The following is a 22,802-nucleotide window of genomic DNA, read 5'->3' as shown; positions in this document are numbered from 1 at the left end:
TTTATTTGAATAGATGAAATCCGTCTTTAGTAAATTCAAAAATTAGCTAGATTGTAAGGATTTCTATTTACTTATGCCAGTCATACTGTGAAATGTTTTCCAGATACAAGCCAGATTACCAAAGGAATAAGTAGAATGCCGGCAGCAATCATTATTAAATTGATTGAAATAGTATCAGCCAACGGTCCAATTATCAGTAGTGCAGCAGGTGATGCAAAGCTAATAGTCATGGTGACAATACTCATGACTCTTCCCATATGATTAGAATCAGTTGATGCTTGGAAGAAAGAGACCATGGCTGTTCGCGAAATTGGAACAACGAAACCAATAGTAACCATCATAAGAAAATATATCCAGAAATGGGAAGTTATTCCAAGTGTAAGGAACGGAATAACTAACAGAGCATAGCCTAATGCGACCGTTTTTAATTTATCTTTCAATCCTCCCCACACACTCATTACTGCCCCGCCAATTAGCATCCCTGCGGCAAAACCAATTTCGATGGCTGACAATTGCCAAAGCCCATCATTAAATTCTCTCGTAATTTGTAGTGGAGCTAAGTTTGAAGCAGGTGTAGCTAGCACGCTTCCAATAAATCCTACCACAATTAAGGCGACTAAAATTTTATGAGCATTCAAATATGTTAATCCTGATTTAATATCATCAATTATATTTATTTGAGAATTTTTCAAAATTTCTATGCTGGGTATATGTACTTTTGTTAACATAATAGAAACACCGATTGTAGCAGTTATAAAATCAATGAGTAGGATGAAAGCTAGCGGTAAAAAATTTAGCAAAGCTGCTGCTAATGCCGGACTAGCTAGCATCATACTAGCTTGAATAGTTTGATCAACTCCGTTAATTCGCACCAAGGAATCTTTAGGTGTCAGCTGTGGTAGGATGGCCGACACAGTCGGTGATTGAAACCCCTGTCCAACTGAACGAATAAAGGTTAGGCTTACTAGTAAGAACATGTTGTTTTCTAAGTTGTTCGTAATCAGCAAGGCTATTGCCGCTAACAAAGACACTACTGCAACTACACTGTCTGAGATAATGGAAATCATTTTACGATTATAGTGATCTGCAAGAGCTCCGGCAAAAGGCAACACAGTAACCATTGGCAATAAACCAATAGAAGTGACGAGCCCAGTCATTAGTCCTGAATTTGTAGAAAGCGTGACGTGCCAAATAATAGCATACTGCACTAACATCGTTCCGATCATAGAAATCCCTTGAGATGATAATAAGTATGCTATATTTTTTTTCCAATTATTAACTTGATGTTCTCTTGTTTTCATAAGAATTCTCCTTTGAGTAATAAATTTAGTGTATACAATTTATGTGCCCAAGTGGGTTTTTCGGAGAATTCCTAATTGCCACGTCAAGTATATCATGAGATTTACATTTTGCAAGAAAGTTAACTGTGCTTGTTTTTAAGAAGCGAGAAACAAATTGAATGATTTTTAATCTACTATCTATTGATTTATCTAGACTAAGTCATAGTGTCTGTAAATTTAATTCTTTGTCACAACTCAGAACTTTACCCATTTTTGTATTTGGTGAACGTTTTCTAATCAATTAATTATTGGAATCCGTTAAACGCTGAGTTAGTTGACATAAGCCTCCTTATACCAAGCTTTTTATTTTTGAACTTCTAGTACAAACATCAAACCTAATATATAATTGTTTAACCGAAAGGAGCATTCCATATGAAAATAAGTACATTAAACGTTATGCCTGAATTTGAAAGCATCTCCACAATTTCTCCAGTATTCAGTCAATACACGGCAGGTGTAAACATTTTAAAAGATATTACTGGTGGAGTTAAGGCTATACTAGGTAAAAGGACAACTAATTATGAAATTGATATTCAGAAAGCAAGAGAAGCAGTATTAAAAGATTTAGAGAATCAAGCTGAAGCATTGAATGCTGATGCCCTCATTGGAGTTCAATTCCAATATTCACAGATCATTGATAGTAATATCACTTTAATGACTGTATATGGCAGTGGTACTGCTATTAAGGAAAAAAGAAGTAACTAAAAGCATGAATTGTTATTTGACGAGTAAGTAGACATAATGCCGATTATAAAAAGAAGCCCGTTTCCGTAGGGCTCACTCCTGCTCACTTTGTGAAACTGTAAATTCTAATTGTTTCACAAAAAAAGAAGCCTACTCTACCAACATTTTCGTTCAACTAAACTTTGTGAAATCTTTCAAATGCTAAAACGAGACCTTGTTATAATAAAAAGGAGCAGGCAGCAATGATTTAAGATTGGGTTCAAAAACTTGCGTAGAAAAGGTATTGGAATTCTCTCGCCTGCCCCATTAAAATTATACCACGATTTTTATTTTCTCTATAACTTTTTATTCACCTATTTGACGTTTTTTTATCATATGCTAAACTGATTCTATCCCGACCCCCAAATATCGGGAACCCTGGCCACTTGTTATCACGAGCAAGTGGCTTTTTCTTTATTCTATTTATAGATTGGAGAATACCCTATGGATCTACTTAATCAGTATGTTGTTTTTACAGGCACCTTAACTCATTTTACTCGACAACAAGCCCATGCTTTAGTGTATGCGCTTAATGGAAAACCTCAGACTGCCGTCACTACACAGACGACAATCTTAGTAATTGGTACTCGACCTGTTAATTTGTTAGAAGAAGAAAAACCCTCAAAGAAGATACAAAGAGCAGATACCTTGACATCTAGCGGTCAGCACATCCTTTATCTCACGGAGTCCCAATTTTTAGCGCTTATCAAGGATATTTTTCTGTCAAAACAAGGCTAGATACTAATTTACTATTCAGTCTTGCTAATTAATTATTATTTAAGTCTTAATTGAAGATTAGAGTTTAAAATAGTATTCACATTTATAAATTAAAATCTTAGTCGAGAATATTTATATAAGTTGGTCGTTCTATTGTTATAAATCTCAAATTATCAGTTTCATAAGTATCCCCTACAGAAACATCAACAGATATTTGTTCGCCTATTTTAAATTGAGACAACTAGGCAACTTTCTTATTCACAGAAAACTTTCTCCCCTCATCATCCAATAGATAAGAAAAATCAAGAATAATCCTTTCTCCAGCATTATAATGATTCGATTTATTATTTAGTATAATCACATCAATTTCTTCTGCTTTTATTAAATCAACTTTAGCTTCAATATAATCTGGAGGTAACTCATTGGCATGATAATCGTTCATTTCACTATCTCCTTTATTCATTATGACCAGAATAATAAAAAGAAAGAAAACTGTACAGATTATGCTTACTATTGTAAAACGAGCGTTTTTCATCTGTGTAAATAACTCTCTTTCATAAATATGTTAAATCTTTTTAGAAAAAGTTGTTGTGCTATAACTTTTCAAAGTACTTGGGACTGTAATGTATTTAATATATTTAACACAGTCTGTCCATCCGTCATACATCGCAACAAAATTATGGTAATTACCTACACTTGTACCACTTTAGCTTCAAATATACTATTAACAGCTGATATGACAGCCTTCCCGGTTCTATTAAATCCAATTGAACCTGTTTCAAGATTATTTGAACTATAAATGGAATCTTCCAATTCAGTTTTTTTCTTTTTTATCTACATTCTTCACTAATAAATTATGCGTATAACGTTCTTCCTTTGCTTCCGCCATTTGATTATTAGGTTCATCTAGAATGTCCGTCAGCTTGTTATTTTAGTAGATTGGGATTGGCCAATATACGTCAATATTCAATAAGTTATTACTTTATTATGAGTAAATAAGAACAAAAGCACCGATTTAGTCACTTAAAGACAGTACATCTTCATTCGTTGCAATGCAGTGTACTCCAGTCGTATCTTGCCAATATAACAAGTTGGCATCTGAATTGTTTCTATTATCAATTTTTTGAAGTTTTCTCATTTCTTGTATTGCAGAACCAAAATCTTCAGTTATTTTATTTTCAATTTCTAGCATTGAAATATACTCTTCCCTAATAAGATCTTTTTTAGTGTCATTCTGTATAAATTTAGTTAGCTTACCTGAAGTTTTTTTATTATTGGAATCTCCTTCTGAATCATTCAATTTTTTTAGTGCTTTACTACGATTACGGAAATTTCCATAAACAAATAATGTATGTTCTAAGATATTTTGAAAATTAACTGTAGAATACTTAATGCATTCTGGATTTTCTTGAGTATCTAAACATAGTCTTAAATACTTAATACGTAAAAGCAATAAGCTAGAAAGAAGAGTAAAGTAAGCATCACTGTTTTTATATGCTGAAGCTGTATTCTCATTGAGACTATCAAGAATTTCATAACGAGCTTTTAACTTTCCACCGTCTCTTTCTACTAAAGCCAATCGAATCATCATATCTTGGGAAAAATGACCGATTGTTGAATACTGGGTATACAATTCATCTACCACGTCAATAGCAGAAGACAAATCAGCTATACTTGTTACTTCTTGACGTAATAAAATTTGATCGATTTCTTTTTGGATAACATCTAATTTTTTATTAACGACTTTGAATTGTTCCATGATAACTAACGTGCTCATTACTTGCATAGCGATAATTGGGGCTACTATAGGTAACGAGGCTGCCACTGGAATAAAACCAGCTTGACCAACAATACCTCCACTTCCCATAACTGAAGATCCTACTCCCCCACTAGACAGTTTCATAAGTAAATCTGGATTTGCTGTTGCCATGAACAATGTTGAAGAAAAACTTGAAGAAATAGCAGTAAGGCCTATTCCACTTGTTGCAATTACGCTTGACATGACTGTTGGGGAAATACTCATTTGGTTTTTCATGTACCTTCCTGTACTAAGATAATTTTAAGCTAATTTTTGAATCAGTTGTTCTCTGGACTCTCCTTGTATCTCTAACAGCTGCATGTTTTGTTGTTCTAAATTTTTTTCAGTCATGTTTGTATCCCCTTTTTTTGTTTCTGGTTCAAAGTTTTTTCTACTCCCATTTTAGATGTCTTCAGTCTTAATTTCGTAATAGCCTTCGTAGTAATAACTCGCATCAATTCCCTTAAAGAATTGTTCTTTACTCAAATCATCTGTCAAGGCATGTTGAATCAGATATTTTAGTTCGTTAGTGCTTACCGTGCTACGGATCGTGGCATTTAAATACTCATCTTTATCAATCTTATTCCAATCCACTATTTTGTGCAGTTTATGTTTCAGAATTAAATCTAGCCATATTCGAGTTGCTCGGCCATTTCCTTCTCTAAACGGGTGAGCTGCATTCATATCTGAATATTTATCAATAATTTCATCAAAGGTTTCTTGCGGTAATTGATTGATATAATTTAAAGACTGCTCTAAAAATATACGTGGCGCAAATTGAAAATTCCCTTTTGCAATATTGACTTCGCGAACTTTTCCTGCAAAGTCGTAAATATCCTGAAATACAAAATGGTGAATGTCGGCTAATCCTTTAAACGTCCCAATTTCAAGGTCATTTATCTTACCAGACTCAAAAAGCTCTTTGGCTCGCTTTTTTGTTAATAGCTCTTCTTGTTTCGCTAATTCAGCGGAATTTGTTAGTCCTAGTTTATTGTCTAAAACCAAAGTATCACCTCATCGTTAAATTTTATGAAAATATTTTTTGGAAAATTTAGGTCGTTCATTTAGCTATGTTGCTTCGTTGGACATCAATTTAAAACGGCTATAGATTCCAAAAGAAATCAAACCAAAACTACCTAGTCCAAGATTAACTACACCATAAGAGGATTCTGGCTGCATTGACATACCAGTAACATAGAGATTTATCATCATTAGCATTTTTATAAATATTCTACTAAACATAATCGTAATATTTCCAAACCCAAATGTAGTTAATACGACTGTTGTTAATAGTAATCTAATTATTTGATAAGCTATACTTTATAGAGTTCAAACGAACATTTTTTGCAAGAATGCTTTTTTCTGCTCTTGTAGTAAACTTAACTTACGCTGATGAAGAGCGATAGTATCGTCGAGTTGTTTGAAAAATATACCTATTCTCTCTTGTTCTTCGATACTAGGTAAAAGGTATTTAATTGAATTCAAATCACGAGGATAAACTGCTGCCACACTAGTAGTTCCAACTGCTCTAGCATTCACTTGATTTAACATTTGTTCAGTGTTATAGAGATAATTAAAAAATATTGTATTAATCCCAGCAAATATAAAACAGGCTATATTACTATTGTATGCAAATTTCCCACGAGCTCTAAAGTATTCCTAGTATTAAATAAAAAATCACCAAATTTAACAATATTCTCAGGTTCAATAGTTTGTTTTTCATCAAAGTATTCTAATTTTTTAAATAAGAAATATCCACGTTGGATATTTCCCATCTTCAATAATGGTAACCCTCTGTTTGTCTCTGTACCCAACAAGTTAGTTCCAGTTTTAATTGATACTATATTGTCTTTGAATTTACGCTGTTCCCAATCATTAGTAAACCCCGGAAAGCGAAGTTCTAGTACCTTTCGTTGTTTACTCATGCCAGGTCACCTCTAATTCTTCAAAGTACTGGTCCAATACGGCATTTCTCTCCACTATCTCTTTATCGATTGCTTGTAATTGGTGGTGAACGGCATGTAAATCAATGTCAGGTTCTTCTTCAAAGGTATCGACATAACGAGGAATATTTAGATTGAAGTCATTCTCCGCAACTTCAGTTAACGGTGCCACATAGCTATATTTGTCAATCGTTTCACGATTTTTGTAGGTATCTACTATCTTTGACACATGTGCATCCGATAACCGATTTTGATTCTTGCCTTTTTCAAACTCGTTAGAGGCATCAATAAATAAAATATCTTTATCGTGTTCAAGGCATTTCTTAAAGATTAAAATGCAGGTAGGGATACTAGTCCCAAAGAAGATATTGGCAGGCAAGCCAATTACGGCATCCAAATAGTTATAGTTATCGATTAATACTTTGCGAATAGTTCCCTCAGCTGCGCCTCTAAACAAGACCCCATGGGGTAAAACAACAGCCATCGTTCCATTATCAGCCAAATGATAAAGTACTTGTTCATTGTGCTTGTTCACCTGTCGCCTAAAGTTTTTGAGTAATGCCTCTTCATCTGGAATCTTAACTTGTTCATAGCCATTAGATGTCAATAATTGAATTAGCCTTTTTTCAAGCGTTGCTTCACTTTCGTAAGTCATCCACTTCTCCTTAACCCACCGTTTAGTCTCATTTTATCATACTGGAGGGTGCAAAAAGATATCCTAATGTAGCAACGAGATAGTTTTTTATCCAGGAGTCAGGCAAAAAATGATTATAAAACTGTTGGCCCGTTCATCCAACTGAGAGATTCTACATAAAGAACAAGTCGTTTTATAAATAGAAAATATCGTTTACAAAACGGACTTGTTCCTTTCATCCACAGCAATTTTATGCTAAAATGAGTATAATAAAAGAGGACATACGATAATATGCCCTCCAAGTAGAACCGTTTAAGACGGCAGCAAGTTTTAACAGATTTTAGAAATAATCGTCGCCCTGCTAAAGTTGACGGTTATTTCTTTTTGTCGTGTTTAAGCAATTCCACAATCAATTTTATCAAAGCAATGGTAAACATACCAAAACTCAATAACAATTGAATTGTCTCTAATGCAGACAAAAGGCTTCTCCTTTCGTAGATTTCAGCACTTACATTCATAAGCACCACCACCTCTCAAAGATAGCCACCGTCATAACTTTTCTACCTGTTTAGTATATCATAAATAAAATTAGTCAGCTTCCAAACGGAAAAACAAGCTTTAGAATTTCGAGGCTTGTTGCTTTATCCTGTAAAAATCAAAAAGACAAATCGTCGTCTGAAATATCTATACTGTTGCCGCCTAGAAAAGGGGCTGAACTCGACTGAAATTTGTCAGAAACGCTTCATTACGATCTATATAATCTAAATAGGAGCCATAGATTTTTGATCCACTAAAGGTAAATTTTGAGACGGTGACTATTCCTACTTTACTGTTGCTCATGAAGAACCAGCTTCTCGTTCACGTTTGGCTTCTAGGTTACGTTTATTGATGTTATCGACATCTTTTGCGACTTTTGTTTCAGCCGCTTGTAGTGCTTGAGTGTGCAACTGATCTGTGGTGATAAACCCGTTGATTCCCAAGTGAAAGAGTAAGCCATTCATTGTTTCCAAAAGTACCCTGGTATTTTTTTCCGTAGTACCTGTGCGAGGTTCAATTACTCTAAATTTCTGAGCCAGTTTCTCTGCGGTTAAGTTGGAAAGAAGATCAAAGTTGGTGCTTAACAAACTGGCACTTTTATACAACTCTATTAACCGAATAAGAAGTTCTGAATGGCTCTTACAATCCTCATTGGATTCTTCAAACTCCGACCAAAATCCATACGCTTTTGGTGTGGACTCAGGCGACAGTCGTACGTCGATTCGATAGGTAAGTTTCATGTTAATCCTCCAATCCAATTGTCTTAATTAAGTCCGACATCATAGTCGTGTTTGCTTGAATGACAAGCAAGCATTCACGCACAAGAGAATCATAAGTCCGACTCATGTTTTGTAGGTTAGCTGACTCACCATGTGTCACCAACAATTGGCGCACATATTCTTCTCTGGAAGTGTTTGCGTGTTTGGCTTTTTCGTCTAAAGCTGCAACGGTTTGTTTAGGTAAATTTCTCACTTTTATCTCGCCCATAGGGGTCACCTCATTTCATTTTTCAGATGGAACAACGACTCAATACAACGAGTGTACATCAACACATGTTCATAGAATCTTCATATTTCACAAGGAAATCTAGTAAGAGCATAAGGGAAACCTGACCCCAAAATTGGAGTAAACCGCAGAGCGGTTTGGTTTTTTCTAGGGCCCAGTTTTTTTTCACATGCGGCAAATATGGGCTTATCTGCCGGACCTATTTTTGGAGAGTGCGTTTCTTCCAGCAACCGCTCAAAGGAGGTTATCCTGTCTTCATTCGAGGAAATTTCTTCCTCAATATCGGTCACTTCACTGAGCTTTTGTTCCTTGGTAGATGTGTTACTAGCTATCTTTTCTTGGATAGCAGATTGGTCCGCTTCAGCTAATTGTTCATATGATTTTTCTAAATCAGAATTAGCAGAATCTAGTTTCGCAACGTCTCGTTCTAGCTCAGAAATTTTAGTTTTGTATGACTCATTTTCGTCTTCAGCTAGCTTAATTTTTGATTCTAAATAGGCCACTTTTCCTTCTTGTATAGTGAGCGAATAGTCTGTTAACCCGTCGCTAAACAATTCAAATTTATCCGTTGCAGCCAGGCTCGGTTCCACGCCTTCTTCTACCGGAAAAAGCTCATAACTTATCTTTTTCCACTTCGTAGGAAGTTGTACTCGAACGATAAAAAAATCTTCATAAACCTTTGTCGTTTCCGTTGGTAAATAGTCCGCCGTAATCTTATCTGCCTTCGCAAATAATTCAAAACTTACTAACGGATTGGTCTTATCTGTAGGGATTTAAAACGCAAAAATGAATTGATTTTCGTCCTTGTCATAGCCATTTGCTAAGTAAGTTATGGGAACATTTCCTTGTGAGAATGTCATGTACAAAGGGGTACTTTTGTCTGCCTGAAATAGACCAGATAGAACGCCACTCAGTTGAAAAAGAATCAAAATAAAGACGATTAAAACCGTTCGTTTCAAATATTTTTTTCGTATTGAAGTGGTCAACTTGACCTTTGGAACATCCATAAGAGCCTCCTTTCGTTTTAACGATTATTGGTCAATTTAATTACCCTTTTAGTATCCAGATCGGACATCATACATGGTAATTGTATTGATTTTATTTTCAGTTGTTAGGTCTAACTCAAGAACAAATTCATTACGTATCTTATCTTTTTGTGTCTACTAATAAATTAGATGGCTTTCAATCCGATAAGCTTTTATTTCTACATGATTTTCTAACCGACGTCGTTGTGTTGTATTCGTGTTTGTAATTCTTCAAGTGCTTCTTGTGCAGAATTGGCCTCAATATCTCGCTCACACCCATTAGCTACAGTCCCTAGTGGATTTGGTGTACTTATCCAATACACATCAAATTGATTCATTTGTCCCTCTCTTTCTGTCTTGTCCTGTTTTCAGTTTTGTTAGGCGGCACTTTGTCGTTTCTAGTCTGCCTGATCAGCCCTTCCAGAACGTGCAATAAATTGTTGAGAATCCCAGTCAAAAGTCTACAAACGCATTTCCGCTAGTTGGTTAAATCCTTCGGTTTTACAATATACACGTCTCCAAGCTTAAAGCTCTCTACCCGTTTCACAAAGATTCTCCTTCCAAAAAATTGTACATAAGCACTTCGTGTGTTTTTCTTTTTTGAGAAGTAGTCATTAGTCGGTGCGAACACTCTTGAAAGAAATAGCAAAAGCTCTTAAACATGTAATTATCCGCATTTTTAATTGTGTGGTCTGTTCGTATCTTTTGAACCACACGCCGTAAATGTAACTCGATTTCTTCTTGCCAATCTTCTCCGATGACGACAATACCCGTTTCTTTTTCCACCTTCTTTTTGGCACGCTGAATAATGCCAACGGTCTCATAAGCTTGGTCAAAGGTTTTAGAAAATAAGGCGATAAATTTTAAACTGTTCTCTGTCAAAAAGGTTTGCGTATTGGTCAAGTGAAAGCTGGCTAACAATTCTTGATCCAGTTACTGTTCTTTGTTAGTATCTATCACTTTAGTATCTTTTTTATCTGTATCTTTTATTGTGTTAATTTTAATACTGGTACTTTTATGTGCGTTATTTTGATGAATAGGGTATGGTTCATTTTGAACCATAGGGTCGCTATTTGAAATATTAATCGCTACTGGTTCTTCTTTAGTATGCTCTTTTGGGAATTGGTTGAGGGTGTAAATGTTTTTTACGATTTCTCTCTTGTCGTTAAACACTTGTGTAACAGACAAATAGCCATAATCGATTAAAAGTTTTCTATGTTTGTAAAATCTATTCTTTGCAATAGATAAGTCACATAATATTTTTTTTAGAGAAGGAAATGCGGTATTTCCTGCCCCGGCATAAGTTACAATATAGGCATAAATAGCTTTTGCTTCAATAGTCAACCGTATGTCTTGCATTACTAGTTTTGGCATAACACCATAACCTTTAGCATTTATATTTTGAGTTTCTAGGTAATTCTCAGTTAAGTTTTCCATTGTTAAAAACTCCTTTAAAATATTAGTAGTGTACGAGTAATAGTAGAGAGCTAAAACCTATAAATGCAAAAAGATACATTTAACATATAATAGCTCGATAGTATTTGCAATAGCGTAGATGAACAGATTTATGTATCTTTGTATCTAAGTAGCGAAAGATAAAAAGATACAAAGATAAATGTATCCTTGTATCTTTTTATGTATCTTTGATGTTTCTATTGTTATAGCAAGCTTTATGTTATATACTTATAAAAAAGATACATTTTCTATTTATTTTTGTTTGACTTTAAGTTATACTAGAAAACAAGAAAAAGGATACAAAGATACATGTATCCAATGTTAAATTTATATTACAGAAAAAGGGGAATTGATATGGCAAAGACTATTATTTTCGGTCAACAAAAGGGTGGGGTTGGGAAAACGACAGATACATGCATGACTGCATTAGTCGCTGCATTAGTAAAAATGCACAAGGTATTAGTTATAGATATTGATCTTCAAGCGAATGCTACTGCTTTTTTATCTAAAAGTTTTAATTTAGAAAAAATTCCAAAAACTATTATGGCAGCATTAGAAGACGGTGATTTAGGAAGCTCTATAATTGAGTTAAACTCAAATTTACATTTAATTCCTTCTGGCTATGATATGAGGCTCTATACAGAGTTTCTGACTGAAAATTTTAATAATACTAAAGATAGAACATTTTATTTGAAAAAGTTACTCTCTAAAATCGAAAACAATTATGATTACATTTTTATTGATGTTCCGCCTTCAACAGACTTAAAAGTTGATAACGCAATGGTGTGTTGTGACTATTTAGTTGTTGTTCAAGAAACACAACAATTTTCTTTCGAAGGTAGTCAAAGACTAATTTTCGATTATGTGCAAACTTTAGTAGATGATTTTGGAAGTCAAGTACCTATTCAGATCGCTGGTGTACTACCGGCATTGTTGCAACAAAAAAGACCAATGCACCAAAAATTAGTTGAAGAAACAATTGAAACCTTTGGAAGAGATAATGTATTTAATACTATCATTCAAAATCATGCAAGATTACAATGGTATGCTAGGTTAGGGTTCAAATTCGAGGACTACCATGACAAGAAAATGATTGCTCTATTTGCAGATATTTTTGAAGAGTTAGAACAAAGAATTAAACTATTTGAAGACGAAGGAGACGTTACAAATTATTTGTATCAACCTTTGTATTCTTTAACTCAGAGTAAATTAACTAATCTTGGAAAGGAGCTGAATGTTAATGGGTTTAATTAATCGAGACATACCAAAAGGTCCAGAAATTGAACAGGAAGCAAACACAAGTCGAACAGATAAAGTAATTCTTAATAGCAAAAAAAAGCTGGGATCTGAAAATAGAAAAAATATAAAAGTGAGTGAAGATACTTTTAATCTTGTTAAGACAATAGCTACCATGCAAAGTTTAAAAAATTATGAATTTATAGATGAAGTAGTCCATTTTTATATAGAAAATAAAATGTCTGAAAGAGAGCAAAGGATACTTAAAAACCTCACCCCGAAATAAGATACATGTATCCTTTTATCTTTGTATCTTTGTATCCTTTTTATAGTCATTAAAAATACGGGTTCAATCTGTAGCTTTTTATCATTAAAAGAAACTTTATTTTTTATATTTTACTATAAGTAAAGACAGTAGATGATTATTTCATCTGCTGTCTTTTTGTGTTGTATTCTTATTGTCAACATCCTTCACCAGCTTCTCTAGTTCATTTTACTCTTTGGTCTCCCAGTTTTTATTAAGAATTTGTGGGATAAAAGAAGGAGAGATAATTTTCTTCTTACTATGACTCATTTTAACCATGCTGTAACTCCTTTAAATTTTATAAACCGATTAAACGAACAGTGTCATAAGGGATTGCAGTAGTTCCCACATAAAGTGCCACGTCATCATAGCCAATTAATTTACCTGTCACGTTAGGTCTGACATTCCCTTCTAAATCCGTTTCGTCAAGCTGAATGAAAACAGCTCGATCTTTTAGTAATGCCTCCTCAATAACGTCTTGTAATTCTTGTTCTGTGAGTTGAGGTAAAGCTTTGATTGACGTATGACGAGTTGTGTGGTCGCTTGATAGGGTAGCGGTATGCTCACTTAAAAAGAAGCCTTGATACTTTAACAAGCCTCTATCTCGATACTGGCGAAAAAATTCAGCTTTAATACTCATCTTTGGCTCCTCCTTGATTGATTCCTTCACTGCCGCCTGCATGGCCACCGACCTGAGACGCCCGTTTAATTGCGGTTCCAGCTTCTAAAGCAGAATAACCATGCACAATCGACGTAAAACCAAAGCGATTACGAATCTCGTCAATGAGCGAGTCGAGTTTCTCTTCTTTCAATTGCTGCTCCGGTTCTTCAAATAGAGAGAATTGAAAAGCTCCATTTTCAACCAATCCACCACAAGTAATGGAAATATTGCGTACAAAACAGCCGGGCGTATAAAATTTATGGAATAACTGAAAAACAGCTTCCGCAAGTGGTTTCGAGCGGTCTGTTGCGGATATTTTTTGTTGCCTTGAAAAGCCGTCTGTAAAAGGCCAAAAAAAGATGTAGGTTTTAGGCCAATGAAAAGCAGATTAGATGTAGGTACGTTTAATAACACTATATTAGGTATAACTTTACTTGGAACTAAGGTGTGATAGCCTTTGGCTGAGCCGCATCCTTTCCTCTCAGGCTTTCTAAAGGCGTACATCACACCTTTAGAAGGTTCTTAGTCAAGTTAGACCAGATTCTATAATGAAATTTGGATTAAATAGACAATTATTAATGGCCAAAAACCTACATTTTCAATGCCCTTTTTCCTACATTTTATTGTGGCCCTTTACACTAAATCCAAATTTCAGAGAAGGCCGACAAAAAAAATTCAGCAAAGACCAGTTAGAGTTAGCACTGGAATTATTGAAGCAGCACAAGACCGTTTCAAATAAAACTGGTATTAGTGTGGCTACCTTATATAGAGAGAAAGCAAAAAGAGCTCAACTGGAAGCTGAGCTTTCTTCTATTAAGCAAAAAATATAGAAACGATAGAGTATTGTTTTTGTTGGCTCTTTATAACTGATCACATTTAACGGAAAAAGGTCCCGACTTTGATCCAACCTTCATTTTCCTGTTTCTAATTCTTCTTTTGGTGTTCCTATCTCTGGAAGAACAGATAAATCAATTTTAGCTTCCTCAAGGGATACATCTTTTGGAAGGGCTACAGATTTATTACCTTTAAACGTATATAGGACATAAGACCTTTGCTCAATCATTGTATCCTCTTTTTTTAACACATCACCTTCAGTTGCATACTTACTTTCATTTCCTACTAAATCGCTAGAAGAACTTGTCTGACCTTTTGTTTCTTTTACCGAAGATGTTGTTTGATCACTCATTGATAAATTCCCCTTTTCTGCATGATTGATCTGACAACCAGTCAAAGCAATACTTGCTAATAAAAATACTATAAAAAAAATTTTTTTCAATATAGAACACTCCTTTTACATTCATAGATTCTTAAACTATAAAGATTTTTAAAGATTTATTTTTCATAAAAGTTATTGAATTGAATCGTAAAAACCATCCCATTTTGTTTGTTGTTTGGAACAAATTTGTAAGTATAATTGTTCGTATCCAAAATTTGCTTGACTATAAATAAACCAAGACCATTTCCTCCCAATTTACGATTACGAGCATAATCAGGTCTATAAAATGGTTCAAATATTTTAGTTAAAATTTCAGGTTCTAAAGGTTTACATGAATTTTCAATAATGAAACAATTTTTCTTAAGTTTAATATTAATTTGACCATCTTCTTGGCAATACTGAAATGCATTGGTTATAACATTAGAAAGCAAACGCTCTACTTGTTCTTTATTTGCTATGATATTTATTTCGGTAAGATCCACTGTAAAATGTTTTCTCTTTGCCTCTGAAATAATTTTATAAGGTTTAACTAAGTCTTCCACAATGCTCTTAAGAGAAAACTTTGTTGCTTTACCTTGTTCACTTATCCTCTCATCTTTATAAACTGAAAATATGTTATGTATCAAATTTTGTTGAGTAGATAACAAATCTTGACAGATTTCAAGGTATTTTTCTCTGTCTTGATAGCGACCGACATTTAATCTCATTCCTTCAATAATACCTGACATTATAGTTATTGGTGTTTTTAATTCATGAGCCGCACTTTGAACAAAATATTCCTTGTTACGCTCAATTTCTTCTACTTTTGAAATTTCTACTTCAAGAGCTCTTATCGTATTTTTTAGTGTGTTATTTAGTAAATTGATATCTTTAGCTAGACCAGCGAGCTCGTCTTTTCCTGAAATATCGCATTCTACATCTATTTTTTTTACCATCTTATTTGTTATTTCCGATATATTTAAAATACGTTTGGTAGAACTTCTTGAATATATATATGTCGAGACTATACCTATGATCAATGTTATTAATAAAATTATAGGAAGTAATTCTAGCATAACGTTACTTGCTTCTATTATAGGTTGTGTTAACGTGAATCCACTCAAAAAATATTTATCACCATTATCGTCCCAAAACTCCTTTATTATTCTTTCAGCCACAATTGAACTTCCTAATGAACTGGGGACATCGAAACTATTGATATTCGAGGTTTCTTCATCATCCCATCTGATCAAATTGCCAGTATACATTTGATTATTCTGTTCATCAGTTAGCACCCAGTTAGTATTACTAAAATTTTTTTCTAAATAATTGACAGCATCTTCAATTGGCATCTTTTCAATTTCTTCAATGGCTTCAGAAAGATCATTACTAAGAGAGGTACTTTGCTTAAATTGATAATAAACAGGAATCATAAAATAAAAAAAAGCTATTGATATCAACATAGTAGACATAATAATAGTCAATGTATAACAAAAATTTTTCTTCCAAATTTTCATATTACACCTTCAAATTTGTAACCGATCCCTTTAATGGTAGTGATTTTAACATTTGGTATTTTTTTGCGCAGATTTCGAATATGGTTATCAATTATTCTCGTATCTGCAAAGTCATAGTATTCCCAGACAGAGTTTAAAATATTTTTTCTTGTGACAATAGAATTTTTATTTTGAATAAGACAGGTAAAAATATCAAGCTCCTTTTTTGTTAATTCAATAGTTTTTCCTTTATATTTGACTTCACAGTTATTCATAAACACTTCAAGTTCTCCAACGACTATTTTATCTTCTCTTTTTAAACTACGTCTAGTTAAAATATTTTCCACTCTTTTTACTAAGACTGTAGGAGAAAAAGGTTTTGTCACATAGTCATCAATGTTTTGATTAAAACAAATAATTTGTGTTTGTTCATCACTTAATGCTGTCAACATAACAATAGGAACATCTGACATATTACGAATTTCCTTAAGAACATCCAATCCATTTTTTCCTGGCAGCATTATATCTAAAATTACTAAATCAAATTTACTTTGGTTGAATTTTTCAACTGCAGCTTGACCATCCAAGCAAACAGAAACACTGTAGCCAGATTCAACTAAGAAATCTTGAATCAATTGACTAATAAGAATTTCATCTTCTACAACCAATACATTCATTATTTATTCCCCTTTAGCTTATAAAGTATTCCAACAGATCGAGTATAACATTTCTTACTGAAAAACTTCCTAACAGCTTTTCCAGTTTGGTGTTGTTTAGGATGGCTATTTTTTCTCAGGACAGCTATTTTTTCCTATTTTGAAACCCTTGAAAAGTTAGTTCCCTTCAAAAAAAAAATCTCAAAAAAATCCATTTCCATTTTAATTGGAACCCCGTTGCCAGGGAGAGTAGGGGTTGCCAAATTACATTGGGATTTCTAAATAAAGTCCTATGTTTTTTCCAACACGAAAATTCTATTCATCAATCAACTGTATAACTTAATCAGGCTTTTTTGTTCGGCAACATTTCGTCTGAAACGAACTAAATCAGGGATAAATTTACGATATAATCCTTCAACCTTCTTTAAGATAGTGTGATAAGTGGTTTGAAAATCTGAATAGCTTTGGGTATTCTGTAGTTGGCTTTGCATGGAACATTCACTCATTTCGTTTTGGTTTTGAGCTAATTTTATCGCAAAGCTATTTTATGTTTTTAAAATTAACTAGCACAACAGGTATATAGGAGTATCTATTCAAAACGTAATGCTTCAATAGGATTTAATTTTGAAGCTTTGATAGCTGGTAGTAAGCCGAATAAAATTCCAATCAAGCAACAAAATGCTAAACTTCCAAAAATTGCTAACACAGATATAATATAAGGAAATCCTAATATATTTACGATAACCAAACCTGCGATTATTCCGGTGACAATTCCAATCATTCCTCCGATTAAGGTTAATATGACAGATTCAGCCAAGAACTGCTGCAAAATTAGCGTTCTCCGAGCACCTAGCGCTTTTTTTACTCCAATTTCTCGTGTACGCTCTGTAACAGATACTAGCATAATATTCATCACACCTATCCCACCGACTAATAAAGAAATGCTAGCAATCCCTGCTAGTAAATAGAAGTTTGATTTATTAAACTCCTCCATCTGTTGTGTATACTGGTCATAGTCTTCAATACCAAAAACATAATCAGATTCAGGGAATTTTTTATTTAATGATTGAGCTACTCTAGTGGCAACTAATTGTAAATCGTTTATACTTTGTGTTTGTACTAATACTGTTGGTTGGTTATCGATTGTCTCAAAAATATTATTCCACTGATTATATGGTACAAAAGCGGTTTTTTCTGAATTATATACTTGCTCATTCAACTTTTCTCTGTAAATACCTATTAATTGAAAAGGTGTGCCATTAATCTCTATATAACTACCAATTTGTACCTCTTTAGGCAATTGTTTTTTCATTTCTTCATTTATGATAATTACTTGCTTTCGTTGCGCTTGGTCCTGGTCATTAATCATTCGTCCATCTAATAGTTTTAAGTTTTTCATATTGATATAGTCTGAGCTTGCTGCTGAAAATTTACCATAAATTGTTTTAGTTTTATAGAAAGCTGCTTGGTTCACCGCATAGCCAATCCCAATATTTTTTAAATTGCTATCTTTTTTTAGTTCTTTTAAAATTTCATCCGATATTTCAGGTATATACAATGGTTTTTTTGCTTGGCTACTATTTGCTTCCCCTTTGTCAAATCTAGATATTTGATCATATATTACTTCCATTGTATTGTTTGTTCCACCTAGAAGTTGTCGTTTCATATTAGCAGTATTTCCTTCGATAATGCTAAAAATACTAATGATAGCTGCAATGCCAATAATTACTCCTAGCATCGTTAAGATTGACCGCATTTTATGTGCAAAAACAGAACGTATTGAAATAACCAACATTTCCATATCTTTAGTCTCCTGTTCTTATTGAAAAATACCATCTCGAATCACAATGAGCCGTTCACAATAATTAGCTATCTCCAACTCATGAGTTATAACAATAATCGTTTTGCCTTTGTAATTTAATTCCTTCAAAATAGTCATAATTTGTTCTCCCGTTGTCGTGTCTAGCGCGCCCGTTGGTTCATCTGCCAAAATTATAGGAGCATTTGTGACCAATGCTCGAGCAATAGCGACTCTCTGTTTTTGTCCTCCTGACAATTCTGATGGAAAAAAATTTTTCCGATCAAAAAGCCCAACTTCTGACAACAAATGTAGCGCTCTTATTTTTCGTTCTTCCTTTGAAATTTTGGAATATATGAGTGGTAATTCTACATTTTGAAGTGCTGTTAAACGCGGCATCAGGTTAAAATTCTGGAAAATAAAACCTATTTTTTTATTTCGTATATCAGAAAGCTGATTTTCAGATAGCTCAGCGATATTTTGTTTATCGAGTTCATAGATTCCCTCAGTTGGCAAATCTAAGCAACCCAAAATATTCATTAATGTGGATTTACCCGAACCTGAAGGTCCCATGACTGCACAAAATTCTCCCTTTTTGATTGTAAGATTGATATTCTTTAATACAGAAATTTGTGAGTCTCCCTGTTTATATGATTTCGAAATATTAGTTAATTTCAACACACTAACTTACCTCTATTCCTTCTTTTACCTCATCTGAGGCTTCAATAATGTTGTCTTCTTCACTAATCCCACTTATAATAACTACTTTTTCCCCATTACTCTTATCTTCATCTATTGTTATCTCTTGTTTTTTTACTTTCCCGTTGATTACTTTCCAAACAAAATATTTTTTACTATCTTGTCCATTTTCTGTTGTCTTTTCTTCTTTTACATAATCTTTTGGAAGCGTTAGTTGAGATTCACTATCTGATAATAACTTGACATACACATTTGAACCAAGTAATGGCGCATTGTCCGTTTCTTCTAATTTTACTGTATAAGAATATTTTGAAAGATTAGGATTTTCTTCTTCTTCTGTATCATCTGATTTCCCATCCTCGGCAACTAAGTAGCCTATTTTTGTGACTTTCCCTCTCCAAGTATTTTCAGGATTTTTTCGATCAATAATCTCGACTGGTTGCTCTAAAGAAGCACTCTCCCTATCAAACTCACTAATTTTCCCTTTTACATAAAGACTGCTACTATCAACAATTTCAATAAAGTTGTCACTACTTTTCTCATCATCTGATTTATCTAAAAGTTCTTTATTTAAACTTTTAATCTGACCATCAGTTGAAGCTGTCACAACATTCTTTTCGGAATTTTCGACAGCTGCCTGATATGTTATTTGTGCAGTGTCAACCGCAGCTTTGGCATTTACAATATCGTTGCTAGCTATTGTGGCTTGCATTTTCAAATCAGCCAACTCAGATGCTTGATCTTCTGTATAAGTTCTGCTTGCTTTGTTATACATATCCCATTTGAGCGTTTCAGTATCTTCTGCACTATATAGCAATTGTTTTTTTTCTGTTAAGACCGCTTCAGCCTCTTTCAGCTCTAACTCCATGCTTACATTTTTATAATTAAATAACACTTGTCCTTTTGCAACATTGTCACCTTCATTTACTGCTAAATTTTCAACAGTTCCTTTAGAAGGGTCTATTTTTATTTTTGATATGCTATTTGCGGTTATTGCACCCGCCAAGGTTACTGCAGATTCTCCATATGTATCATTCTTTTGAAGCGATTTAACAGAAATTTTTTCATAAGTAGTATGAACATCTTTTATTTCAGCTGATGATACTGAACTTTTAATGTTGCTTCCATAGTAGTAAAAAATAACTACAAAAATTACAGATAGAAGTATCATGAATAGGAGTCGTTTTCTTTTTACAATTTTTTTAGCCATATCTATTTCCTCAACTGTCTAATTCTTTATAGTTATTCGTTTTCTAAATCTTCTGATGAGTATGATTGAATATTTTTTTCATCAGGTATGACCGCACCTGCATCATCCATGTCTACTCCTTTAGGTAATATAACATTAGATCCATCTTTCATTTCATATACCGTTACTTCTTCTCCATCAAGTACCTCATCTTTTTGACTGACAACATCTTTCGATGTAAGTTTTTGTCCTCCTTGATTATCTTCAGTTCCTTCTTGACTATTACTTCCATTACAAGCTGTTCCTACAATCATTAATGCAAATAAACAAGCACTTAAAGTTAATTTTTTTTTCATTTCTTTTCATACCCTTCTTTATTTATTAAATAAAGAATACCAAATCAATCTACAGAAACTTAGTTCTAAATCTCCTTTTTGTCTCCTTTTATTTAGACGTAAAGGACCAAGGTTAGATGAATCTTTCTCTAAATTGTTGAAAAACTTGCTGAATGTCAATATATTCGGAATATTTTAGTAAAGGAAATTGCGCCAAAATCTTTTTCATATATCACAAATAGCGAAAAATTAAAATTCAAATGTTATTAAATATATAGTAGACGTATTGACCATATCAAAAAAACCAACTCATAAAGAGGTGGCTATAGCGTAAAATATTTTGTGTAAATAGAAATTTGGTATAAACAAAAGAAAGTCCATTCTGTAAAATTAAAGTTACGACAACCAAAATTTTATAGGAAAACTTTCTTATGACTAATTTTACAACAGAAATTATGGAAACACCAATCACCAAAGGTGATTTGGACGATTTATTCGACTAATTTAGTTAAAGGATTTAATAAACGGCTAAAAAAATATACAAAAAGAAAAGAGCAATTTCTTAATGAAGAATCTCTGGAGATATATTGGAATATCTAGATGAGTCTTTATAAGTAAAAGTGAAGGGTTTATATGAATACAATAAATATAATTTTGTTTGGATTGATACTCGTAACAAGTTGGAATTGAGTCAATATCTTGGACACATGTTAGTAGAGACGGTTACGCCATTTTTGCTTTTGCCAACTCTTCAAACTCCTGTGGGGTTAGATAGTGAATCGAGCTATAGATTCGATTTCGGTTATAAAATCTTTCAATGTAGCTAAATAGCGCTCGATTTGCTTCTTCAAAATCTGAGTAGCTAGTCGTGTAGACTTCTTCCTTTTTCAATGAAGCATGGAAAGATTCGATTCCAGCATTATCATAAGGTGTTCCCTTTCTACTATAAGAATGCCTTATTTTGTTGGTTTCAAGCCATTGTTCCACTTCTCTGGTTGTGTATTGGCTGCCCAAGTCAGTGTGTAGAATCATTCCTTCTGGAATGTCATAATGCATTTTTGCTTTGTTCAGCGTTTGAATGACACAATCCACAATCATTCGTTTTGAAAATGTATAGCTAATAATCTTTTTCGTGTGTAAATCCATGATTGAAGATAAGTAACACCAACCATTTTTCTTAGTAGGAATGTAAGTAATGTCAGCTACCCATTTCTCACAGATAGTCTTAGTAGAAAAGTCCTGATTTAAGAGGTTCTCTTTTGAAATAATCGGTTTATTAGACCTTTGAGGTCTATATTTTTTAACTACAATCGACCTTAAATTTAATTGTTTCATTAGCTTTTGGACATGTTTAAGAGATACAGAAATACCTTCTTTTAATAAAACTTGATGGATCTTTGTGGCACCATAGCGTTGTTCATTCGTAAAAAAAATTGTTGAAATTTTCTTTTTCAACTTATTATTTCTGATTTCTGTAACTGTCAATGGTTTGTTCTTATAAAAATAATAGACACTTCTAGGGATTTCTAATAACCGACACAACAAAGAAACAGTGTAATCCTTACACCAGTTTTCAATAAATTGAACAAGCGAATTTAGGTTTTCCGAGAGAATATGGCTGCGGCTTATTTTAAGATTTCAAGTTCCTCTTTCAAACGAGCATTTTTTTTTCTCAGTTTGGCCACTTCTTTTCCAGTCAGTCCTGTGGACTGATTAGGTAAATATAAATTTTTCTATTTGTAAACCGTTGCTTTAGATAAGCCATATTCTTTCGCCAACCCTCGAACAGAACGTCCAGTTTGATTCAGTTCAACAATCATCTGTTTAAAATTTTCTTCATATCGGGTCATAAAAATTCATCCTCTTGTAGATAAGTTTAATTTATTCTTGTCTCTACGAAAAGCTGTCTAAAATTTGATACTAACACCACTAAAGTCAACGTATCAGAATCATACACAACTACTCTCCCATTCTTCTGGTGAACCGGCATCTAGGAAAGTTTGTGCATCCATAAAATTTTCCATATTTTCCATTAATAAATTTTAATGGTGACTGA

29 protein-coding genes and 3 pseudogenes are annotated in these 22,802 nt (G+C 33.4%); 5 read left to right on the top strand and 27 right to left on the bottom strand.

Translation table 11 applies throughout. The features are described 5' to 3' along the window. Window positions 1–80 precede the first annotated feature (80 nt). Window positions 81–1,301, bottom strand: a complete 1,221-nt coding sequence (locus tag ACYSNU_RS17930) for an MFS transporter (protein ID WP_461738502.1) — start codon at window positions 1,299–1,301, stop codon at window positions 81–83. Window positions 1,302–1,712: 411 nt separating this feature from the next. On the opposite strand from ACYSNU_RS17930, the gene ACYSNU_RS17925 reads away from it, so the two are divergent. Continuing rightward, entirely contained in the window at window positions 1,713–2,045 is a 333-nt protein-coding gene (locus ACYSNU_RS17925; protein WP_461738501.1) for a heavy metal-binding domain-containing protein, read from the top strand. A 462-nt stretch (window positions 2,046–2,507) separates the two neighbouring features. Further along, window positions 2,508–2,801, top strand: a complete 294-nt coding sequence (locus tag ACYSNU_RS17920; protein ID WP_265460244.1) for a BRCT domain-containing protein — start codon at window positions 2,508–2,510, stop codon at window positions 2,799–2,801. Window positions 2,802–3,021: 220 nt separating this feature from the next. Here the strand turns inward: ACYSNU_RS17920 and ACYSNU_RS17915 are convergent, their stop codons facing one another. The 14 genes and pseudogenes from ACYSNU_RS17915 to ACYSNU_RS17850 form a co-directional block, all read right to left on the bottom strand. Continuing rightward, window positions 3,022–3,222 (bottom strand): hypothetical protein, encoded by a 201-nt coding sequence (locus ACYSNU_RS17915; RefSeq protein WP_265460243.1) that lies wholly within the window; start codon window positions 3,220–3,222, stop codon window positions 3,022–3,024. A gap of 573 nt (window positions 3,223–3,795) precedes the next feature. After that, complete coding sequence (locus ACYSNU_RS17910) at window positions 3,796–4,815, bottom strand: hypothetical protein (protein ID WP_265460241.1); 1,020 nt, start codon at window positions 4,813–4,815, stop codon at window positions 3,796–3,798. Window positions 4,816–4,980: 165 nt separating this feature from the next. Beyond that, on the bottom strand, window positions 4,981–5,583 hold the full coding sequence (gene fic / locus ACYSNU_RS17905; protein WP_265460240.1) for a protein adenylyltransferase Fic: 603 nt from the start codon (window positions 5,581–5,583) through the stop codon (window positions 4,981–4,983). 324 nt (window positions 5,584–5,907) lie between these two features. Beyond that, complete coding sequence (locus ACYSNU_RS17900) at window positions 5,908–6,162, bottom strand: restriction endonuclease subunit S (RefSeq protein ID WP_265460247.1); 255 nt, start codon at window positions 6,160–6,162, stop codon at window positions 5,908–5,910. A gap of 29 nt (window positions 6,163–6,191) precedes the next feature. Then, complete coding sequence (locus tag ACYSNU_RS17895; RefSeq protein WP_265460238.1) at window positions 6,192–6,503, bottom strand: restriction endonuclease subunit S domain-containing protein; 312 nt, start codon at window positions 6,501–6,503, stop codon at window positions 6,192–6,194. Continuing rightward, window positions 6,496–7,032, bottom strand: a pseudogene (locus ACYSNU_RS17890) (N-6 DNA methylase); the annotation flags it as partial. The gene ACYSNU_RS17895 and the pseudogene ACYSNU_RS17890, both read right to left, overlap by 8 nt. Before the next feature lie 497 nt (window positions 7,033–7,529). Continuing rightward, window positions 7,530–7,673, bottom strand: a complete 144-nt coding sequence (gene pepG1, locus ACYSNU_RS17885; RefSeq protein WP_265460237.1) for a type I toxin-antitoxin system toxin PepG1 — start codon at window positions 7,671–7,673, stop codon at window positions 7,530–7,532. A gap of 318 nt (window positions 7,674–7,991) precedes the next feature. Then, the gene (locus ACYSNU_RS17880; protein WP_265460236.1) at window positions 7,992–8,432 is read right to left on the bottom strand and encodes a hypothetical protein; all 441 of its coding nucleotides are present in this window, start codon (window positions 8,430–8,432) and stop codon (window positions 7,992–7,994) included. Window position 8,433: 1 nt separating this feature from the next. Further along, window positions 8,434–8,664 (bottom strand): FitA-like ribbon-helix-helix domain-containing protein, encoded by a 231-nt coding sequence (locus ACYSNU_RS17875; RefSeq protein ID WP_461738500.1) that lies wholly within the window; start codon window positions 8,662–8,664, stop codon window positions 8,434–8,436. Window positions 8,665–8,759: 95 nt separating this feature from the next. Continuing rightward, entirely contained in the window at window positions 8,760–9,287 is a 528-nt protein-coding gene (locus ACYSNU_RS17870) for a hypothetical protein (RefSeq protein WP_461738499.1), read from the bottom strand. A 183-nt stretch (window positions 9,288–9,470) separates the two neighbouring features. Continuing rightward, window positions 9,471–9,704 (bottom strand): hypothetical protein, encoded by a 234-nt coding sequence (locus ACYSNU_RS17865; protein WP_265460233.1) that lies wholly within the window; start codon window positions 9,702–9,704, stop codon window positions 9,471–9,473. 209 nt (window positions 9,705–9,913) lie between these two features. After that, the gene (locus ACYSNU_RS17860) at window positions 9,914–10,060 is read right to left on the bottom strand and encodes a hypothetical protein (RefSeq protein WP_265460232.1); all 147 of its coding nucleotides are present in this window, start codon (window positions 10,058–10,060) and stop codon (window positions 9,914–9,916) included. A gap of 205 nt (window positions 10,061–10,265) precedes the next feature. Next, window positions 10,266–10,643: a hypothetical protein gene (locus ACYSNU_RS17855; RefSeq protein ID WP_416207879.1), complete on the bottom strand. Its 378-nt coding sequence runs from the start codon at window positions 10,641–10,643 to the stop codon at window positions 10,266–10,268. Between the two features lie 12 nt (window positions 10,644–10,655). Continuing rightward, the gene (locus tag ACYSNU_RS17850; RefSeq protein ID WP_265460231.1) at window positions 10,656–11,159 is read right to left on the bottom strand and encodes a helix-turn-helix domain-containing protein; all 504 of its coding nucleotides are present in this window, start codon (window positions 11,157–11,159) and stop codon (window positions 10,656–10,658) included. Window positions 11,160–11,531: 372 nt separating this feature from the next. Here ACYSNU_RS17850 and prgP point away from each other — a divergent pair, with 372 nt between their 5' ends. Beyond that, window positions 11,532–12,431 (top strand): ParA superfamily DNA segregation protein PrgP, encoded by a 900-nt coding sequence (gene prgP / locus ACYSNU_RS17845; protein WP_265460230.1) that lies wholly within the window; start codon window positions 11,532–11,534, stop codon window positions 12,429–12,431. Continuing rightward, a complete protein-coding gene (locus tag ACYSNU_RS17840) occupies window positions 12,418–12,699 on the top strand; it encodes a hypothetical protein (protein WP_265460229.1) in 282 nt (93 codons plus the stop codon). Before prgP ends, ACYSNU_RS17840 begins: the two co-directional genes overlap by 14 nt. Before the next feature lie 316 nt (window positions 12,700–13,015). Here ACYSNU_RS17840 and ACYSNU_RS17835 read toward each other — a convergent pair whose 3' ends face one another. Both ACYSNU_RS17835 and ACYSNU_RS17830 read right to left on the bottom strand, forming a co-directional pair. Then, the gene (locus ACYSNU_RS17835; protein WP_265460228.1) at window positions 13,016–13,357 is read right to left on the bottom strand and encodes a hypothetical protein; all 342 of its coding nucleotides are present in this window, start codon (window positions 13,355–13,357) and stop codon (window positions 13,016–13,018) included. Next, window positions 13,347–13,739 (bottom strand): DinB/UmuC family translesion DNA polymerase, encoded by a 393-nt coding sequence (locus ACYSNU_RS17830; protein ID WP_416207880.1) that lies wholly within the window; start codon window positions 13,737–13,739, stop codon window positions 13,347–13,349. Before ACYSNU_RS17830 ends, ACYSNU_RS17835 begins: the two co-directional genes overlap by 11 nt. A gap of 187 nt (window positions 13,740–13,926) precedes the next feature. On the opposite strand from ACYSNU_RS17830, the gene ACYSNU_RS17825 reads away from it, so the two are divergent. Beyond that, a complete protein-coding gene (locus tag ACYSNU_RS17825) occupies window positions 13,927–14,208 on the top strand; it encodes a helix-turn-helix domain-containing protein (RefSeq protein WP_265460226.1) in 282 nt (93 codons plus the stop codon). An 80-nt stretch (window positions 14,209–14,288) separates the two neighbouring features. Here ACYSNU_RS17825 and ACYSNU_RS17820 read toward each other — a convergent pair whose 3' ends face one another. The 10 genes and pseudogenes from ACYSNU_RS17820 to ACYSNU_RS17775 all read right to left on the bottom strand — a co-directional run bounded on the left by ACYSNU_RS17820 (window position 14,289) and on the right by ACYSNU_RS17775 (window position 22,783). Then, entirely contained in the window at window positions 14,289–14,654 is a 366-nt protein-coding gene (locus ACYSNU_RS17820; RefSeq protein ID WP_265460225.1) for a hypothetical protein, read from the bottom strand. 56 nt (window positions 14,655–14,710) lie between these two features. Next, window positions 14,711–16,090, bottom strand: coding sequence for a sensor histidine kinase (locus tag ACYSNU_RS17815; protein ID WP_265460224.1), 1,380 nt, complete (start codon window positions 16,088–16,090; stop codon window positions 14,711–14,713). After that, window positions 16,087–16,749 (bottom strand): response regulator transcription factor, encoded by a 663-nt coding sequence (locus ACYSNU_RS17810; RefSeq protein WP_461738515.1) that lies wholly within the window; start codon window positions 16,747–16,749, stop codon window positions 16,087–16,089. Before ACYSNU_RS17810 ends, ACYSNU_RS17815 begins: the two co-directional genes overlap by 4 nt. A 326-nt stretch (window positions 16,750–17,075) precedes the next feature. Continuing rightward, window positions 17,076–17,216 (bottom strand): annotated as a pseudogene (locus tag ACYSNU_RS17805) (IS982 family transposase); the annotation flags it as partial. Between the two features lie 98 nt (window positions 17,217–17,314). After that, window positions 17,315–18,526 carry an ABC transporter permease gene (locus tag ACYSNU_RS17800; protein WP_461738498.1) on the bottom strand — a complete coding sequence of 404 codons (1,212 nt, stop codon included), beginning with the start codon at window positions 18,524–18,526 and terminating at the stop codon, window positions 17,315–17,317. A gap of 18 nt (window positions 18,527–18,544) precedes the next feature. Continuing rightward, complete coding sequence (locus tag ACYSNU_RS17795; protein ID WP_265460221.1) at window positions 18,545–19,204, bottom strand: ABC transporter ATP-binding protein; 660 nt, start codon at window positions 19,202–19,204, stop codon at window positions 18,545–18,547. Window position 19,205: 1 nt separating this feature from the next. Then, a complete protein-coding gene (locus tag ACYSNU_RS17790) occupies window positions 19,206–20,432 on the bottom strand; it encodes an efflux RND transporter periplasmic adaptor subunit (protein WP_265460220.1) in 1,227 nt (408 codons plus the stop codon). A 32-nt stretch (window positions 20,433–20,464) separates the two neighbouring features. Beyond that, window positions 20,465–20,767 (bottom strand): hypothetical protein, encoded by a 303-nt coding sequence (locus ACYSNU_RS17785; protein ID WP_265460219.1) that lies wholly within the window; start codon window positions 20,765–20,767, stop codon window positions 20,465–20,467. Between the two features lie 702 nt (window positions 20,768–21,469). Further along, window positions 21,470–22,596, bottom strand: a pseudogene (locus ACYSNU_RS17780) (IS3 family transposase). A 109-nt stretch (window positions 22,597–22,705) separates the two neighbouring features. Beyond that, complete coding sequence (locus tag ACYSNU_RS17775; protein WP_416207888.1) at window positions 22,706–22,783, bottom strand: topoisomerase DNA-binding C4 zinc finger domain-containing protein; 78 nt, start codon at window positions 22,781–22,783, stop codon at window positions 22,706–22,708. Window positions 22,784–22,802: the final 19 nt, after the last annotated feature.

It is taken from the genome of Enterococcus sp. LJL120, from assembly GCF_054871765.1.
Note: the sequence above shows the minus strand (reverse complement) of the source record. Positions and strands in the feature narration are given on the sequence as shown.

What these genes read in the sequence shown, in the direction of transcription:
- prgP (WP_265460230.1), top strand. Translation starts at nt 11,532, where the DNA reads ATGGCAAAGACTATTATTTTCGGTCAACAAAAGGGTGGGGTTGGGAAA.
- ACYSNU_RS17825 (WP_265460226.1), top strand. Translation starts at nt 13,927, where the DNA reads ATGAAATTTGGATTAAATAGACAATTATTAATGGCCAAAAACCTACAT.
- ACYSNU_RS17800 (WP_461738498.1), bottom strand. Translation starts at nt 18,526, where the DNA reads ATGGAAATGTTGGTTATTTCAATACGTTCTGTTTTTGCACATAAAATG.
- ACYSNU_RS17850 (WP_265460231.1), bottom strand. Translation starts at nt 11,159, where the DNA reads ATGGAAAACTTAACTGAGAATTACCTAGAAACTCAAAATATAAATGCT.
- ACYSNU_RS17790 (WP_265460220.1), bottom strand. Translation starts at nt 20,432, where the DNA reads ATGGCTAAAAAAATTGTAAAAAGAAAACGACTCCTATTCATGATACTT.
- ACYSNU_RS17880 (WP_265460236.1), bottom strand. Translation starts at nt 8,432, where the DNA reads ATGAAACTTACCTATCGAATCGACGTACGACTGTCGCCTGAGTCCACA.
- ACYSNU_RS17840 (WP_265460229.1), top strand. Translation starts at nt 12,418, where the DNA reads ATGGGTTTAATTAATCGAGACATACCAAAAGGTCCAGAAATTGAACAG.
- ACYSNU_RS17920 (WP_265460244.1), top strand. Translation starts at nt 2,508, where the DNA reads ATGGATCTACTTAATCAGTATGTTGTTTTTACAGGCACCTTAACTCAT.
- ACYSNU_RS17930 (WP_461738502.1), bottom strand. Translation starts at nt 1,301, where the DNA reads ATGAAAACAAGAGAACATCAAGTTAATAATTGGAAAAAAAATATAGCA.
- ACYSNU_RS17815 (WP_265460224.1), bottom strand. Translation starts at nt 16,090, where the DNA reads ATGAAAATTTGGAAGAAAAATTTTTGTTATACATTGACTATTATTATG.
- ACYSNU_RS17915 (WP_265460243.1), bottom strand. Translation starts at nt 3,222, where the DNA reads ATGAACGATTATCATGCCAATGAGTTACCTCCAGATTATATTGAAGCT.
- ACYSNU_RS17910 (WP_265460241.1), bottom strand. Translation starts at nt 4,815, where the DNA reads ATGAAAAACCAAATGAGTATTTCCCCAACAGTCATGTCAAGCGTAATT.
- pepG1 (WP_265460237.1), bottom strand. Translation starts at nt 7,673, where the DNA reads ATGAATGTAAGTGCTGAAATCTACGAAAGGAGAAGCCTTTTGTCTGCA.
- ACYSNU_RS17785 (WP_265460219.1), bottom strand. Translation starts at nt 20,767, where the DNA reads ATGAAAAAAAAATTAACTTTAAGTGCTTGTTTATTTGCATTAATGATT.
- ACYSNU_RS17925 (WP_461738501.1), top strand. Translation starts at nt 1,713, where the DNA reads ATGAAAATAAGTACATTAAACGTTATGCCTGAATTTGAAAGCATCTCC.
- ACYSNU_RS17835 (WP_265460228.1), bottom strand. Translation starts at nt 13,357, where the DNA reads ATGAGTATTAAAGCTGAATTTTTTCGCCAGTATCGAGATAGAGGCTTG.
- ACYSNU_RS17860 (WP_265460232.1), bottom strand. Translation starts at nt 10,060, where the DNA reads ATGAATCAATTTGATGTGTATTGGATAAGTACACCAAATCCACTAGGG.
- ACYSNU_RS17895 (WP_265460238.1), bottom strand. Translation starts at nt 6,503, where the DNA reads ATGAGTAAACAACGAAAGGTACTAGAACTTCGCTTTCCGGGGTTTACT.
- ACYSNU_RS17865 (WP_265460233.1), bottom strand. Translation starts at nt 9,704, where the DNA reads ATGGATGTTCCAAAGGTCAAGTTGACCACTTCAATACGAAAAAAATAT.